Raw genomic sequence first — 15399 nt, forward strand, 5'->3', positions numbered from 1 at the left:
AGTTTTAAGCTACCAAATTTAGAGTACTTTTTGAGCGCTTAAGCATAAAACTTATATTTGAATGACTCGTTAGTCTTTGCATTTTTTAAAAATCGAGCTAATTTAAATCAAAATGATAAAACAACAGGACAGAAGAAATGACTATCGTTGCACAAGTAATTAAGAACAAATCTGAACAAGCGATTTTTACAATTTCACCCGAAGCAACTGTCCTCGAAGCAATTACGATTATGGCTGAAAAAGGTATTGGTGCTTTAGTCGTAGCCGAAGGTGAAAAAGTTGTCGGAATATTATCTGAACGTGATTACACACGAAAAGTAACACTTATGGAGCGTTCGTCTTATAGCACTACCGTTGCCGAAATTATGACGGCAAAAGTAATTACGGTAGGTTTAAATAATACAGTTGAAGAATGTTTACAGCTCATGACCGATCGTCACTTACGTCACTTACCTGTATTGGATAATGGAAAATTGGTTGGTTTTATTTCAATTGGTGACTTAGTTAAAGCCGCTATGGAAGACCAAAAAGTTTTGATTGAACAATTAAAACAATATATTTCGGGCTAAATAAAAAAATAAAAATGGGCGATTAACGCCCATTTTTATTACCTTTAATACTTAAAGATAATTCGTAATTAAAGCGACTAAACGCTCTAGCAAAATATCGGCTTGAGCTTGTGTCATATTAATTGGAGGTAATAAACGAACCACAGAACCTGCAGTAACGTTAATAATAAGCTTGTATTCATCACGAGCAATCGCAACAAGCTCAGCACAATCTTTAGGTAGTTGAATCCCAATCATCATACCGAAACCACGTACTTGTACGTTCTTACCAGATAATTGGGCACGTAATTGGTCAACAATATAGTTACCCACTACTGCTGCATTCTCTATTGCATTTTCCTTCTGAATCGTATCAATTACGGTATAAACCACACGAGAGCCCAATACCGTACCGCCATAAGTCGAACCATGGCTTCCAGGCCCTAACAAACCTACAGCTTTACCTTGAGTCATTACAGCACCCACTGGAAAACCATTACCTAAACCTTTTGCAGTGGTTAAAACATCCGGAATAATATTTGTATGTTGATATGCGAAGTATTTACCTGTACGACCATTACCAGTTTGGATTTCATCCAGCATCATCAACCAGTTATGCTGATTACAAAGGTGGCGAACTTCTTCTAAATAGCTAAACCCTTGTGGCGCGGTATTAATGCCGCCTTCGCCCTGAATCGGCTCAATCAAAATAGCAACGATATCGGGATGTTGTAAGGCTGCTTCTTGAATCGCTTCAATATCACCAAATGGCACCCGAATAAAGCCTTCAACCAAAGGAGCAAAGCCATCTTGTACTTTCTTGTTCCCTGTTGCAGAAAGTGTAGCTAAAGTACGGCCATGAAATGATTGCTCAGCAACAATAATTTTTGGCAGGCTTATACCTTGTTGAGTACCAAATTTACGCGCAATTTTAATTGCACCTTCATTTGACTCAGCACCACTGTTTGAAAAGAAGATTTCTTCCATACCCGAAACTTCAGCAAGCTTTTGAGCTGCCGCAGTTTGCCAAGGAATTTCAAATAAATTACTTGTATGTACGAGTGTAGCTGCTTGTTCTGCAATTGCCTCTGCAATAGCTGGATGAGCGTGTCCTAAACCACATACAGCAATACCAGTAAGTGCATCTAAATATTCTGTACCATCTTGTGTATAAAGATATGCCCCTCGGCCTCGGACAAAACTGATCGCTTGGCGACCATAAGTAGCCATTAAGTGTGTTGGTTGATCAGGTTGTACTGGAGCTAGGGTAATATCAGTCATCACGAACTCTGTCTGTATGAGGTTTTAAGAAGGGTTTATATAAACAAAAACTTGCGCTGATGAAAAGTCTCATCACTCATTTATCTAAAATTTCGTCTGCTTTTTACTATCACTTCGGTTTATACAATAAAATATTGAATATTCTATGCAACTTTAAGCAACAAGGTGGTTTGCAAAGCAATGTGAACACCCCCTATAATGCTGCAAGATTAGTTGAGGATCTACATATGACTGAACAAGCACGTGATACTGAAGCGTTAATTCGCGATCAAATTGCGAAGCATCCCGTTTTACTTTACATGAAAGGCACTCCACAGTTTCCACAATGTGGTTTCTCTGCACGTGCAGTAGAGGCGCTCAGTCAAATTGGTCGTCCATTTGCATATGTGAACATCTTAGAAAACCCTGATATTCGTGCAACTTTACCAAAAATTGCAAACTGGCCTACTTTCCCACAATTATGGGTAAATGGTGAGCTTATTGGTGGTAGTGATATCATGCTCGAAATGTTCCAAAATGGCGAATTAAAACCATTAATCGAACAATACAGCGCAGCTCCAGAAGCGTAATAATAAAAAAGCCAATCGAAAGATTGGCTTTTTTATACTCATGAATTTAACAATCACTTATACCCACATAACGATATAAACCATCTACACCAAGATCTGCTTTTAAAATAGTTAGATTTTTATAGGGTGTTGTAGTGATGGATTCAAAAATATTCATATCCGGATTTTCATGTAATTCATCGACATTTTGAACCATACATTCTTCAAAACGATCGGCTACGAATTCAAACCCTAAATCCATTGCGATAAATAATGTATGTTCACAAGGTTGAACGTACTGTTCTTGTGTCCAATCAATAACCGCAAGCTTACAAATTGGACAAAGAATATTGGCCGCTGCATTCTGTAATTCAACTAACTGGTAAGACATACTTTAAAAAAATCGAGAAAAATACATTTTATGAAAAATAGTGTATGAACGCCATATTTGATTTTCAATTCCAAAAAATAAATTACAAAAACATTCCAATGTAATTACATTAAAATTTCAAATTATCTAAACTCCTCTTTTTAAGTCATATTTATAAGCTTTTTACAAAAAATTAAAATCAAACTTTATCGTTGCAAAACTAATAATGTAAAATCTTTAGTGTTGCATAAATAGGATATTTTAATGCTCACAGATCTTGATGATTTTTATTGTTTTGCCCTTGTTGTTGAGCATGGTGGATTTAGTGCTGCCGAACGTGTTACCGACATTCCAAAATCAAAATTAAGTCGTCGTGTTTATAATTTAGAGGAAAATTTAGGGGTTCGCTTAATTCAGCGTAGTTCTCGTCATTTTGCTGTTACCGATATTGGGATGGATATCTATAGACACGCACAAGTCATGATGAATGCTGCTCAAGCAGCCCATGATTTAGTTGATCACTTAAGTATTCAACCGAGAGGTGTAGTTAAAGTAAGTGTTCCAGTAGACATTGCACAAAACCAACTACCTAAAATTTTACCGGCATTCTTAAAAAAATACCCTGAGATTCGTTTACAACTGATTGTAAGTAACCGCCGCGTTGATGTTATTAATGAAGGGATTGATATTGCTCTACGGGTCAGATCTAAACTAGATGATGACCCTAGTCTGGTATTAAGACAGTTTGCGCTGATAGAACAAAGCCTCTTTGCAAGCCAAGCTTATTTAAATGAGTTTGGTAATATTAAATCACCTGATGAATTAAGTGATCATCGTATTTTAAGCTTGTCTGAAGAGCATTTAGATCAACAATTTATATTGCATGGCCCAGACAACCAACTGAAGAAAGTGAAAGTTAGTCCAACCATCATGGGAACAAATATCTACATGCTCGCCCAACTTGCGAGTCAAAATTGTGGTATTGCGTTGTTACCTGACACAGCGGCTGAAGACTTTGTGAAATCGGGGCAACTTGTGCAAATTTTGCCGGATTGGAAAGCAGCTCACGGTATATTCCATGCTGTTTATCCCTCTCGTAGAGGATTACTCCCAGCAGTGCGTGTATTTATTGATTATCTTGTGGAACAACTTTCAGAACATTAATAAATTAAGCTCCATAAAAAAAGTTCGATAAATTATCGAACTTTTTTATAACTATTAAATTTCCGGATAGCTTCCCACACCTTCTGGCCATGGTGTCAGTAATTCAAAACCTGTATCTGTAACAGCAACCATATGTTCCCATTGAGCAGATAAAGAAAGATCTTGAGTAATAACCGTCCAACCATCATTTAATTCTTTAACTTGAGGTTTCCCTGCATTAACCATAGGTTCAATCGTAAAGACCATACCTTTCTTCAGAACTAAACCTTGGCCACGTTGCCCATAATGCAGAATATTAGGTTGCTCATGGTAAACTTTACCAATACCATGCCCACAGTATTCACGGACAATACTATATCCTTCGCGATGAGCAACTGATTGAATGGCATAACCTATATCACCTAAAGTAGCTCCTGGTTTAACCGTGTGAATACCAGCAACCATCGCCTCATAGGTTGTTTCAACTAATTTTTTCGCATGCGGATTTACGTTGCCCACATAATACATACGGCTCGTATCGCCGAAATAGCCATCTTTGATAATTGCTACGTCAATATTAATAATATCGCCATCTTTTAAAACTTTATTTGGCGAAGGTATACCATGACAAACTACTTCATTTACTGAGGTACAAATTGTTTTTGTAAACCCATGATAACCAACATTGGCAGGAATAACTTTTAAAGTATTTACGATGTAATCATTGCAAATATTATCTAAATATTCAGTTGTTACACCTGGCTTAACGTACTTCCCTATCATTTCTAAAACTTGTGCAGCCAAACGCCCAGAAATTCTTAATTTTTCCAGATCTTGTTCAGTTTTAATTGTAACAGTAGAAGCTCTCATTCAATTTTATCCTCGTAGGGACTGTTTTTACCATGCCTACAAAAATGTTAGTTAATTTAGAGTATTTTAGAATGGATATAGGATAGGCGGAAAGCTTTAAATGCCCAAATATTCAACATTCATAATCGTATTTTATATTTTTATTTTTACATAATTTCCTTAAAAAGTCAGACTTAAAAACTGTTTTCTTTACTTCTTTCAATGATTTTTCAATTAGATAACTTAACCAGTTGATATTTTTCATATCTCTGAATGATTTTTAAGTCCTGAAAAAAAGCTTTTTCACATAAAATAGCGCTTGATCATGCTCTCTTTTGCTCTAAAATTCTTTCTTTTTCGTTAAATTTAATTTATGCAACAACTTCGTACCGGAGATATTATTGCCTTAGGTTTTATGACCTTTGCTCTCTTTATTGGAGCTGGCAATATTATCTTTCCTCCCATTGTGGCACAACAAGCCGGTGATCACGTATGGCTAGCTGCCATAGGCTTTTTGATTACTGCCGTTGGCTTACCCGTAATTACGATTATGGCACTCTCTCGTATGCAGGGTTCCATTGAAATCATTAGTTCACCTTTAGGTCGTATCGCAAGTCTGATTTTAACAGTGGTTTGTTATTTATCAGTTGGCCCTTTATTTGCTACGCCACGTACTGCAACAGTTTCTTATGAAATTGGCTTTTCGTCATACTTTGGAACATCAAGCAGTAGTCTTCTAATTTACAGTGCGATTTACTTTGCATTTGTAACTGTTGTTTCTTTATATCCAAACAAGCTTTTAGATACAGTTGGACATGTTCTAGCACCTCTAAAAATTATCGCTTTAGCAATTTTAGGTATTGCAGCGGTTATGATTCCTGCGGGCTATGTTCCTGCGCCAATTAATCATTATGTGAACTCTCCTGTTTCAGAAGGTTTCGTAAATGGTTATCTCACTATGGACACTTTAGGTGCCTTAGTATTTGGTATCGTTATTATTCAAGCGATTTATTCGCGTGGTGTTACTGATAAAAAACTAGTAACTAAGTATGCAATTATTGCTAGTCTTATCTCAGGTGTTGGTCTTACTTTAGTTTACTTAAGCTTATTTAAATTAGGTTTAGGTAGCCATGAAGTCGCTCCAAATGCAGCGAATGGTGCTGTAATCCTACATGCATATGTTCAACATGCGTTTGGAAACATGGGTTCATTATTCTTAACTGGCCTCATTTTCTTAGCCTGTATGGTTACTGCAATTGGTTTAACTTGTGCATGTGGTGAATATTTTGCCCAACTCACTAAGTTACCGTATAAGCTTTTAGTTTTCATCTTAGTTGGTTTCTCTTTCATTATTTCTAATCTTGGATTGACCAAACTCATTGCTGTATCAGTACCGGTTTTAAGTGCAATTTACCCACCTGCTATTGTGGTTATTATGCTCAGTTTCTTCTGGAAATTTTGGCATAAACCATCGTTTATTGTTGGTTCAGTAACAAGTATTGCTTTAATTTTCGGAATTATCGATGGTCTTAAAGTTGCTGGTTTTGGAGATAACCTTCCTACTTTCCTTCAACATTTACCATTAAATGAACAAAACTTGGCATGGTTGATCCCATCTTTAGTTGTTCTTGCGGTGACTACCATTATCGACAAAGTTAAACATAAAAGCATTTAATCTGGTGTTTTTTTGAAATCGAGTTTTACCCAAACATGATTTTATATATCGAATAAAATGCTGCGTTTACCCAACCAGCATTTTATTTCAAGCAGCAGTATTTAATGACAATTCAACTATAGATATAATTAATTTTTACTGTAATATTACACTAAAATAATTTTTAGCTTACTCAGGAAAGAAGAGCATAAATGAAAACTAAATATTACCTAACATTAGCAGATGCAGAGTTTTTAATGGAAGAAGCTCAAAAATATGCAATCGAACACAACTTCAAAGTCAGTATAGCCATTGTTGATGAAACAAGCTCTTTATTACTTATGAAACGCCTAGATGGTGCTTCTCCTCTCAGTACACATATATGTCTAGAAAAAGCTAAATGCTCATCAATGAGCGGCCGCCCTTCAAAATTTTACGAAGAACTTCTTCAAAATGGCCGTCTTGGTTTCTTAAGTCTGCCAAGTGCTAAAGGTATGCTAGAAGGCGGAAAAGCGATCATTTATGAAGGTCAGATTTTAGGCGCAATTGGTGTTTCTGGTGTCCAATCTTTTGAAGATGCTGAAATTGCACAACACGCAATTGATGTCTTCTTAAAGAAACAAAGCAACTAAATTAAATTGAGAGAAAAGAGAAATTATTACACTTTTCACCTAAAAATTTCTCTTTTCTAAAATATTAAGTATTTTATACAAAAATATTTAATATTTACCTTTCTTATACCTTAACTATTTATAAATATAGAGGTTTTCATAAAACTGTTCAAAAATTTTTCAATTGACTATTGAATTAAGCTAAAAATACAAGTACAACATTAAACTTATTCTTGACTAAAACATTCGGTTTTAGCGCAACCACAAGGAGGGATGGAGATGTTATCATTACATTTCAACAAACAAGTCTTCATTAACACTCTGAACAGTAAAGATTCAGTTGTTTATGGAGTAACGACGCTTGCTCTTATGCTGACTCTACTGTTTCAAGGTATGATTAAAGGGAATCTCAAACCCGAATACTTTATGTATGCCATGGTTGTTTCTTTCGTATTTTGTGTATGGGCCTTTGTCGACCACAAAATGCGAAAATTAGCTAAAAGACGACTTAGTCAACAGAAATAATAGAATTCAAAAATGGATGAGTAATCATCCATTTTTTATTTGCTTAAAAACAACAAGATCGTTCCCATAACCAAAATAGCAGTTGCTAGTAGCTCAGTAACAATTAAACCGATCATCATGAAAGTCATCAACCATGTCGGTAAACTAAAGTGCCCTAACCTATGAGGTTTTTTAAACTGATTGGTCGTATCCTGCAAAAACCCGTGGATGATATAAACTAAAATTGAGAAGCTAAAAAATAGTATATTTGCCAATACACACCATAAAGCAATATCTTCATTTAAAACCGTAAAATAACTTAATACAGCCAAGATGATTGTAGCTGCTGCATAAAGCAAACTGCTTCTATGTGCAATGTCTACATAATAATGTGCATGACTTAATTCAGAACGGCGAATTTGCCAATATTTCCATACTCCTGTTAACATTCCTATCCATAAAAAGACACCGCTAAAGACAATAGCCAACTGTACAGCTTTCGATATTTCCATCATTTCTTTTATTCGTTTTATTAAAATTTGAAGAGCTGTATAACATAAATCTTGACTTTGTAGTCACATTTTAATCAAGTTCCTTTTCAGAACTCATGTACATTAAGGTAAATGATTAGATAATTCACTTTAAATCTATGGATAAGACTTTTGAATCTTTTTGGATAACCTGTAAAGATGGTTATCAGCTTGCAGCTCAATTTCATCCTGCTCAAGGAAAGAAAACTGAACACCCTGTCCTTATTTGTCCAGCAACAGGTATTACTAAAAACTTTTATCATTCTTTTGCAACTTGGCTAAGTCAACAAGGCCACGATGTATTGAGTTTCGATTTCCGTGGTATTGGCGAGTCTCTACATGGAGCTTTAAAACAAAGTACCGCAAGTATTACCGACTGGGGAACACTTGATATCCCTGCTGCAATTGATGCTTTATTAGCAAAAACGAAAGCAAATCAAGTTATTCTTATTGGACACAGCGCGGGCGGACAATTACTAGGGGTCGTACCTAACTATAATAAAGTTGCAAAAGTAATAACGGTTGCAGGCTCAACTGGACATATTAAAGGCCTTAAAGGAAAAACCAAGTTTCTAGCACCAGTTATGTTTAATCTTATCTTCCCTATTTCTAGTGTTGTTAAAGGTTATGGTGCAACTCAATTCATTGGTATGGGAGAAAACCTACCTAAAAAAGTTGCTCAACAATGGCGAGAGTTTTGTAGCCGTCCCGGATATGTGAAAAATGCTATAGGCAGGACTATTTTTCATGATTTTCATTCAAATATTCAGTGTTCAATTACTGCTATTTGGGCTGATGATGATGAAATTGCAACCAAACGCAACGTACAAGAATTATTAAGTTTATATCCAAATGCAAATAAAAAAATGATTGAACTTAATCCAAAAGATTTAGGATATAAATCAATTGGCCATATGCTGTTATTTAAAAAATCACATCAAAAACTTTGGCCTATTTTAGAACAAGAAATAAATCATTAATCACCGCTTTTATTTTCGCCTCTAAGTCTGTAATCCGGCTTAGAGGTTTTTTTGTATTAAAAACGAGCAGCTTTTTACTTAAATGCGTCGATATACATTTAAAGTTCTGCTAAGGTAATTCATCTGAAGCTGTTGTCAAAACAGGTATATTTACTTGTTTAATGCAAACAGCTTCTTTTTTTCTGTTTTAGCTAAAGCCAAAGAAATTGTTCAAGGATAATTATGCTAGCACTAGAGCCTCAACATATTCATATGAATCAACGTGCTGTTGATAAAACACATGCATTAAAGTGTCTAGTAGATATATTAGAAAAAGATGGGTTAGTTACACCTGAATATATAACAGGACTCGTCAATCGTGAACAACAAAGCGCGACTTACTTAGGCCAAGGTATTGCTATTCCCCACGGTACACCTCAATCACGTGAATATATTTTAAAAACAGGTATTCGCTTAGCCCATTTTCCTGAAGGCGTGATCTGGGATGGAGAAAATAAAATCTATTTAGCTGTCGTGATTGCAGCGAAATCTGATGAACATTTACAAGTTTTGCAAATTCTTACTCGGGCATTAATGCATGATGTAAGTGAACAAGTAAAAAATGCTTCTAAACCCGAACAAATTATAGAATTGCTACAAGCTCAGCCATTATCTTTAGCGCTTCATGAAAATCTCATTCAAACCGAAATTGATGCGCAAGATATCGAAGACTTATTTTGGACAGCTTCTCAAACGCTAAAAAAACATAATTTTGTAAAATGTGGTTTTCTAAGTTCACTTGATCCAGAACAAGCCATTCAATTACAAGATCAAATTTGGTCTATTTCCAGCAATCACTTTGTTCAGCAACCTGCTATTAGCATTACTAAACCATCAAAGGTTTTAGAGCTAAATGGTAAAAAGCTAAATACACTCGTTTGTATTGCTGCTAATGACCAACTCGATAATGAAAGATTTAATCGTTTAATTGATATTTTATTTAACCCAGAGCAAGTTGCCGAGCTAGATAAAACTCAAACTCCAAACGAAATTGCAAAAATTATTGGAGCTGACGTTGTTCCTGACTGGCCTCAACGTTCAGTAGTACTGGCAAATGCACACGGCTTACATGCCCGACCAGCTACACACCTTGTCAATCTTACAAAAACCTTTCAAGGCGACATCCAAGTTGCAGTAGACGATGGTAGCTTTGTTTCTGCCAAAAGTTTAACTCGTCTTTTAGCGTTAGGTTGTAAGCGTGGCCAAACTCTACGTTTTATCGCTGAGCCAGAAACCGATGCCGTAGAGGCTTTAGATCAAGTTATTTTGGCAGTGCAGCAAGGCTTAGGTGAAGAAGTTGAAGCGCTACCTGTAACCAGTGAAACACCTGACCAGCTCCCTGCCCAAACGGCAATATCAAATGCTACGACATTAGCTAACAATACAGGAATCGCGGCATCAAGTGGCTTAGCTTTTGGCCCAGTACATGTGATTAAGCCGAAGGTTTATCAGTATGAACGTATGGGTTTAAGTGTAAAAGCTGAGAAAGAAAATTTAGATATTGCATTACATGCCGTAAAAAACAATATTCACCAAGTGATTGCCAAAGCGGATGCTTCTGAAATTAAACAAATCTTTCAAGCTCATTTAGAAATGCTTGATGATCCTGATTTAATTAATGGTGTATATCAAAAAATTAATCAAAATTTATCAGCACCAGCTGCGTGGCATGAACATATTGAAGCTGCTGCCAAAGCACAGGAAGCCTTACCAGACCGTTTGCTCGCTGAACGTGCAACAGACTTACGCGATATTGGTGATCGAGTCTTAACGCAGTTATGTGGTGAAGTGGTTATTGAAGAGCCTAAAGAGCCGTATATTTTAATTATGCATGATGTTGGGCCAAGCGATGTGGCTCGTCTTAACAAAGACCGCGTTGCAGGTATTTTAACTGCCATAGGCGGTGCAAGTGCTCATAGTGCAATTGTGGCACGTGCTTTAGGCATTCCAGCTATTGTTGGTGCTGGTGAACAAGTCTTGGAAATTGATCAGAAAAGTACCCTACTCATTAATGGTGACACGGGAACTTTTGTTTTAAATCCAGATACAGTTCAAATCGAACAAGCTAAGCAAGAGCGTGAGCAACAGCGTCAAATTCGTGAAGAAGCCGAACGTCATAGCCAAGAACCTGCTATTACTTTAGATCAACACCAAGTCGAAATTGCTGCCAATTTAGGTAAAGTTCAAGCAACAGCACAAGCAGTAGAATTTGGTGCAGAAGCGATTGGACTACTTCGTACAGAGCTGGTTTTCATGTCTCATAGCAGTGCACCGAGTGAAACTGTTCAAGAAGCTGACTACCGAGTAGTATTAGATGCACTTGCTGGCCGCCCACTTGTTGTACGAACATTAGACGTAGGTGGTGACAAACCCTTACCTTACCTACCAATTGCCGAGGAAGAAAACCCATTCTTAGGTTTAAGAGGGATTCGCCTAACCTTAAGACGTCCTGAGCTTTTAAGACAGCAATTAACTGCTTTGTTAAAAGCATCGGATAATCGTCCGTTACGAATTATGTTCCCTATGATTGGACGCGTTGAAGAATGGCGTGCTGCAAAAGCGATTCTTGATGAAGTAAGAGCTCAACATCCATGTGACAATTTACAAGTTGGCATTATGATTGAAGTTCCTTCTGCAGCTTTACTTGCGCCAATTCTTGCACAAGAAGTCGACTTTTTCAGTATCGGAACAAATGACCTAACTCAATATACTTTAGCGATTGACCGAGGTCACCCAATACTCTCAGCTGAAGCAGATGGATTGCACCCAAGTATTCTCAATTTGATTGATCAAACTATTAAAGCTGCCCACAAACACGGCAAATGGGTAGGAATCTGTGGTGAGCTTGCAGCAGACCCGAAAGCTGTACCTATTCTCATGGGATTGGGCGTGGACGAACTGAGTATGTCGCCAAATAGCATTCCACTAGTAAAAGCTCAAATTCGTACGCTGAGCTATAGTCATGCTCAAAAACTTGCGCAACAAGCTTTATTGTGTGATAGCGCCCCTGCTGTACGCCAGCTCTCTGAACAAGACTTATAAAATTGGGAATAGTAATGGCTAAAATTTTAACAGTTACTTTAAACCCTGCAATTGATGTAACCATCCAATTAAATGAGTTACAGGTAGGTGAAGTGAACCGACAAGAGTCGGTAGAAATTCATGCGGCTGGTAAAGGCCTTAATGTTGCACAAGTATTAAAAGACTTAGGTCACGATGTCATCGTAACCGGTTTTTTAGGCGAGCATAATCGACAAATTTTCGATACACATTTTACCCAAGCTCAATTTCAACCCGAATTCATTTATATTAATGGCGAAACACGTCAAAATATAAAAATTGCTGAGCATTCTGGGCGGATGACCGATTTAAACGGCAAAGGATTCTTTGTTTCTGAAACAGACAAACAAAGCCTATTTAATAAGATTGAATCTCTGTTACCACAAGTTGAAGTGGTTGCAATAGCTGGTAGCCTCCCCCAAGGTTTTAGTATTGATGAGTTACAACAACTTATTCAACTGATCAAAAAACAAAATAAAAAAGTTGCATTAGATACCAGCGGTAAAGCTTTGGTTGCCGCAATTGCATGTCAACCTTGGATGATCAAGCCTAATACGGATGAGCTCGTAGAAAGTTATCAACGTCCTGCAACAAGCTATTCTGAACAAAGAAAACTTTTTGACAGCTTAGCCGATATTGAGCATGTGGTGATTTCAATGGGTGAAGACGGCGTAAACTGGCTGCATGCCACCCACCCCCTACATGCTCAAGCACCAAAAGTTATTGTAAAAAGTACAGTCGGTGCTGGTGATTCCCTCTTAGCGGGTATGATCCACGGACTTGTAAGCCAACTATCTCCTGAAGAAACTTTAAAAACTGCGACAGCAATTGCAAGCCATGCTGTAACACAAATTGGTTTTCGAATTCCTAGTCCAGAGGTTCTAGACCAATTAAAAGCACAAACTACTATCAATTCATTGAGTGAATCTGATGCAAACTGCTAAACATTTATTATTTGTCACTAATAGTCCGCAACAGCAAGTCAATGCTTTGATTTTAGCTCGTAAACTTGCTTTAGTCGCAACACAACATGGCTATAAACACAGTGTTATTTCACTCGATGAATTTGGATCAAGTGATGACTTTAATCATGTGATTATTGTTGGGCAACAACCTAAAAACCTAAATATTTTTGGTCAAAGTGCTTTGTCTTTAGTGTCTATTCAAGATATTAAAGAAGATGCTGATAAAGCACTTTTAACGGCGCTTGAACACTCGAAACCAGCAAATGAATGGGATCAAAAACCTAAGCAGACTTCAAATGCAGCAACTCACTTTGTTGCAATTACTGCTTGTCCAACTGGAGTTGCCCATACATTTATGGCAGCTGAAGCGTTACAGCAAGGTGCAGAGAGACTTGGATATCAAATCGATGTAGAAACTCAAGGTTCTGTGGGTGCGAAGAATATTTTATCAGCACAAGCGATTGCGGACGCCGATATTGTTATTCTTGCCACTGACATTGAAGTCAACACAGACCGTTTTGTAGGTAAACGTGTTTATCGATGCAGTACTGGTTTTGCATTAAAACAAACCGACAAGGCCTTTGCTGAAGCAATTGCGAATGCACAAGTTTTAGAACAAGGTAAACAACAAGCTACAACGGAAAATAAAGATAAAACTGAAAAAGTTGGTGTGTATAAACACTTATTAACTGGTGTTTCTTATATGCTGCCTATGGTTGTTGCAGGCGGCCTGTTAATTGCACTTTCTTTATGTTTTGGTCTAAATGCAGCCGAACAAGCAGGCAGCCTACCAGCCATATTAAAACAGATTGGTGCGGCAGCATTTACCCTAATGGTACCGATGCTGTCGGGTTATATTGCATATTCCATTGCAGATCGTCCTGGCCTTGCACCAGGTTTAATTGGTGGGTTATTAGCAGCACAGCTACAAGCGGGCTTTTTAGGTGGCATTGTTTCGGGCTTCCTTGCAGGTTATATCGCATTATTTATTGCCAAAAAACTTAAACTACCAACTAGCTTAGAATCTCTTAAACCTATTTTAATTATTCCATTATTAGGAACATTATTTGTCGGTCTCATTATGTTCTATGTGGTTGGCCAACCAGTAGCACATATTTTTGAGTTAATGAAAGATTTCCTTAACAACATGGGCACCACAAATGCCGTATTAATGGGAATTATTCTGGCAAGTATGATGTGTATTGATTTAGGTGGCCCAATCAACAAAGCTGCTTATGCTTTTACAGTCGGTTTACTTACAACCAATACTTACATGCCAATGGCAGCCACTATGGCCGGCGGAATGGTTCCTGCAATAGGTATGGCAATTGCGACCTTCCTTGCTAGAAATAAATTTAGTACAGGTGAGAAAGATGCCGGTAAAGCTGCTTTCGTGCTTGGTTTATGCTTTATTTCAGAAGGTGCAATTCCATTTGCAGCAAAAGATCCAATGCGTGTTATTCCAACTTGTATTTTAGGTGGTGCAGTAACTGGCGCATTAGTTGCTCTATTTCACTGTGAACTTGTTACTCCACACGGCGGTGTATTTGTACTTCTGATTCCAAATGCAATCAATCATGCTTGGTTATATCTAGCAGCAATTGCAGCTGGAAGCATCGTAACGGGTGTAAGTTATGCCATCATTAAGAAGAACCAAGAAGAAAAGTTATTATCGAACGCATAGCTTATAAAAGGGAGAATTAATATTCTCCCTTTTTGTTTCTCAAATTATTTATTAATTTGAGTCGCACGTGCCATAACTTGTTCAGGAATATCTTGAGCTAATACCACTGCAAGAGTTGGCTTTTGATTAGATTCTTCTTTTAAGTTCTGAGCTTCTAAAACTGCATTGACATCTTTTGGAGCTAATCTATACATCGCTCCGGTAAATGGATCTACAATTAAAATTCCAATTAAGCCGCCAAAAAGAATATTACCAAAATACCAACCACTAGGTGTTCCTGTTACTTCTACAGTTTTAGTTTGATAACCAGCTTTACTAAAAGTTACTTCATATTTTTCAGGCTTAAAGTACCCAGCTCCTTTTTTCAAACTAACAGTAACAGGCGTTTGGCCAGTATGTATTTTCTTTCCTTTTCTATTTTTAATTTCAATAGAAGCTGACTCTGGCACACTTGTAAAGGTAACTACTTGCGAAGACCCAGTTATAATACTTGCACAGCCGTTTAAACCTAAAGTAAAAGCTAATACAGAAGTAACTAATATTTTTTTCATAATTAATACGCAAAAATTTTCATTTCTCATTTGAACGCGCACTATACCAAAAACAAACAAAAAAACAACAATAGTACAAAAC

The 15399-nt window shown here is 37.0% G+C and carries 15 protein-coding genes; 10 read left to right on the forward strand and 5 right to left on the reverse strand.

What is annotated here, in order from left to right; translation table 11 throughout:
* The first annotated feature begins 137 nt into the window (after positions 1 to 137).
* Positions 138 to 569, forward strand: a complete 432-nt coding sequence (locus tag ACH8JV_RS09505; RefSeq protein WP_002132959.1) for a CBS domain-containing protein — start codon at positions 138 to 140, stop codon at positions 567 to 569.
* Between the two features lie 51 nt (positions 570 to 620).
* Here the strand turns inward: ACH8JV_RS09505 and ACH8JV_RS09510 are convergent, their stop codons facing one another.
* Positions 621 to 1829 (reverse strand): aspartate aminotransferase family protein, encoded by a 1209-nt coding sequence (locus ACH8JV_RS09510; RefSeq protein WP_396520913.1) that lies wholly within the window; start codon positions 1827 to 1829, stop codon positions 621 to 623.
* 227 nt (positions 1830 to 2056) lie between these two features.
* Between ACH8JV_RS09510 and grxD the strand changes: the two genes are divergently transcribed.
* Entirely contained in the window at positions 2057 to 2398 is a 342-nt protein-coding gene (grxD, locus tag ACH8JV_RS09515; protein WP_000138830.1) for a Grx4 family monothiol glutaredoxin, read from the forward strand.
* 46 nt (positions 2399 to 2444) lie between these two features.
* On the opposite strand, the gene ACH8JV_RS09520 is transcribed toward grxD, so the two are convergent.
* Complete coding sequence (locus ACH8JV_RS09520) at positions 2445 to 2768, reverse strand: hypothetical protein (RefSeq protein ID WP_343568035.1); 324 nt, start codon at positions 2766 to 2768, stop codon at positions 2445 to 2447.
* A gap of 243 nt (positions 2769 to 3011) precedes the next feature.
* Here ACH8JV_RS09520 and ACH8JV_RS09525 point away from each other — a divergent pair, with 243 nt between their 5' ends.
* Positions 3012 to 3911: a LysR family transcriptional regulator gene (locus tag ACH8JV_RS09525; RefSeq protein ID WP_396482424.1), complete on the forward strand. Its 900-nt coding sequence runs from the start codon at positions 3012 to 3014 to the stop codon at positions 3909 to 3911.
* 54 nt (positions 3912 to 3965) lie between these two features.
* On the opposite strand, the gene map is transcribed toward ACH8JV_RS09525, so the two are convergent.
* Positions 3966 to 4760: a type I methionyl aminopeptidase gene (gene map / locus ACH8JV_RS09530; RefSeq protein WP_311070775.1), complete on the reverse strand. Its 795-nt coding sequence runs from the start codon at positions 4758 to 4760 to the stop codon at positions 3966 to 3968.
* Positions 4761 to 5112: 352 nt separating this feature from the next.
* Between map and brnQ the strand changes: the two genes are divergently transcribed.
* The 3 genes from brnQ (at position 5113) to ACH8JV_RS09545 (ending at position 7529) form a co-directional block, all read left to right on the forward strand.
* The gene (gene brnQ / locus ACH8JV_RS09535; RefSeq protein WP_396520915.1) at positions 5113 to 6414 is read left to right on the forward strand and encodes a branched-chain amino acid transport system II carrier protein; all 1302 of its coding nucleotides are present in this window, start codon (positions 5113 to 5115) and stop codon (positions 6412 to 6414) included.
* A gap of 191 nt (positions 6415 to 6605) precedes the next feature.
* The gene (locus ACH8JV_RS09540; protein WP_212283806.1) at positions 6606 to 7025 is read left to right on the forward strand and encodes a heme-binding protein; all 420 of its coding nucleotides are present in this window, start codon (positions 6606 to 6608) and stop codon (positions 7023 to 7025) included.
* Between the two features lie 258 nt (positions 7026 to 7283).
* On the forward strand, positions 7284 to 7529 hold the full coding sequence (locus ACH8JV_RS09545; protein WP_000949688.1) for a hypothetical protein: 246 nt from the start codon (positions 7284 to 7286) through the stop codon (positions 7527 to 7529).
* Positions 7530 to 7564: 35 nt separating this feature from the next.
* On the opposite strand, the gene ACH8JV_RS09550 is transcribed toward ACH8JV_RS09545, so the two are convergent.
* Positions 7565 to 8020 (reverse strand): hypothetical protein, encoded by a 456-nt coding sequence (locus ACH8JV_RS09550; protein ID WP_396520928.1) that lies wholly within the window; start codon positions 8018 to 8020, stop codon positions 7565 to 7567.
* Between the two features lie 137 nt (positions 8021 to 8157).
* Here ACH8JV_RS09550 and ACH8JV_RS09555 point away from each other — a divergent pair, with 137 nt between their 5' ends.
* The 4 genes from ACH8JV_RS09555 to ACH8JV_RS09570 all read left to right on the forward strand — a co-directional run bounded on the left by ACH8JV_RS09555 (position 8158) and on the right by ACH8JV_RS09570 (position 14766).
* The gene (locus ACH8JV_RS09555; protein WP_396520917.1) at positions 8158 to 9018 is read left to right on the forward strand and encodes an alpha/beta fold hydrolase; all 861 of its coding nucleotides are present in this window, start codon (positions 8158 to 8160) and stop codon (positions 9016 to 9018) included.
* A 222-nt stretch (positions 9019 to 9240) separates the two neighbouring features.
* Positions 9241 to 12099 (forward strand): phosphoenolpyruvate--protein phosphotransferase, encoded by a 2859-nt coding sequence (gene ptsP, locus ACH8JV_RS09560; protein WP_396520919.1) that lies wholly within the window; start codon positions 9241 to 9243, stop codon positions 12097 to 12099.
* Between the two features lie 14 nt (positions 12100 to 12113).
* Positions 12114 to 13061, forward strand: coding sequence for a 1-phosphofructokinase (gene pfkB, locus ACH8JV_RS09565; protein ID WP_396520921.1), 948 nt, complete (start codon positions 12114 to 12116; stop codon positions 13059 to 13061).
* Positions 13048 to 14766 carry a fructose-specific PTS transporter subunit EIIC gene (locus ACH8JV_RS09570; RefSeq protein ID WP_396520923.1) on the forward strand — a complete coding sequence of 573 codons (1719 nt, stop codon included), beginning with the start codon at positions 13048 to 13050 and terminating at the stop codon, positions 14764 to 14766. Before pfkB ends, ACH8JV_RS09570 begins: the two co-directional genes overlap by 14 nt.
* Before the next feature lie 44 nt (positions 14767 to 14810).
* On the opposite strand, the gene ACH8JV_RS09575 is transcribed toward ACH8JV_RS09570, so the two are convergent.
* The gene (locus ACH8JV_RS09575) at positions 14811 to 15317 is read right to left on the reverse strand and encodes a hypothetical protein (RefSeq protein ID WP_396520930.1); all 507 of its coding nucleotides are present in this window, start codon (positions 15315 to 15317) and stop codon (positions 14811 to 14813) included.
* Positions 15318 to 15399 lie beyond the last annotated feature (82 nt).

Source organism: Acinetobacter sp. ABJ_C5_2, assembly GCF_044538485.1.
GTDB lineage: Bacteria > Pseudomonadota > Gammaproteobacteria > Pseudomonadales > Moraxellaceae > Acinetobacter > Acinetobacter nosocomialis_A.

What these genes read in the sequence shown, in the direction of transcription:
- map (WP_311070775.1), bottom strand. Translation starts at nt 4,760, where the DNA reads ATGAGAGCTTCTACTGTTACAATTAAAACTGAACAAGATCTGGAAAAA.
- ACH8JV_RS09540 (WP_212283806.1), top strand. Translation starts at nt 6,606, where the DNA reads ATGAAAACTAAATATTACCTAACATTAGCAGATGCAGAGTTTTTAATG.
- pfkB (WP_396520921.1), top strand. Translation starts at nt 12,114, where the DNA reads ATGGCTAAAATTTTAACAGTTACTTTAAACCCTGCAATTGATGTAACC.
- brnQ (WP_396520915.1), top strand. Translation starts at nt 5,113, where the DNA reads ATGCAACAACTTCGTACCGGAGATATTATTGCCTTAGGTTTTATGACC.
- ACH8JV_RS09520 (WP_343568035.1), bottom strand. Translation starts at nt 2,768, where the DNA reads ATGTCTTACCAGTTAGTTGAATTACAGAATGCAGCGGCCAATATTCTT.
- grxD (WP_000138830.1), top strand. Translation starts at nt 2,057, where the DNA reads ATGACTGAACAAGCACGTGATACTGAAGCGTTAATTCGCGATCAAATT.
- ACH8JV_RS09510 (WP_396520913.1), bottom strand. Translation starts at nt 1,829, where the DNA reads ATGACTGATATTACCCTAGCTCCAGTACAACCTGATCAACCAACACAC.
- ptsP (WP_396520919.1), top strand. Translation starts at nt 9,241, where the DNA reads ATGCTAGCACTAGAGCCTCAACATATTCATATGAATCAACGTGCTGTT.
- ACH8JV_RS09550 (WP_396520928.1), bottom strand. Translation starts at nt 8,020, where the DNA reads ATGGAAATATCGAAAGCTGTACAGTTGGCTATTGTCTTTAGCGGTGTC.
- ACH8JV_RS09525 (WP_396482424.1), top strand. Translation starts at nt 3,012, where the DNA reads ATGCTCACAGATCTTGATGATTTTTATTGTTTTGCCCTTGTTGTTGAG.
- ACH8JV_RS09505 (WP_002132959.1), top strand. Translation starts at nt 138, where the DNA reads ATGACTATCGTTGCACAAGTAATTAAGAACAAATCTGAACAAGCGATT.
- ACH8JV_RS09555 (WP_396520917.1), top strand. Translation starts at nt 8,158, where the DNA reads ATGGATAAGACTTTTGAATCTTTTTGGATAACCTGTAAAGATGGTTAT.
- ACH8JV_RS09575 (WP_396520930.1), bottom strand. Translation starts at nt 15,317, where the DNA reads ATGAAAAAAATATTAGTTACTTCTGTATTAGCTTTTACTTTAGGTTTA.
- ACH8JV_RS09545 (WP_000949688.1), top strand. Translation starts at nt 7,284, where the DNA reads ATGTTATCATTACATTTCAACAAACAAGTCTTCATTAACACTCTGAAC.
- ACH8JV_RS09570 (WP_396520923.1), top strand. Translation starts at nt 13,048, where the DNA reads ATGCAAACTGCTAAACATTTATTATTTGTCACTAATAGTCCGCAACAG.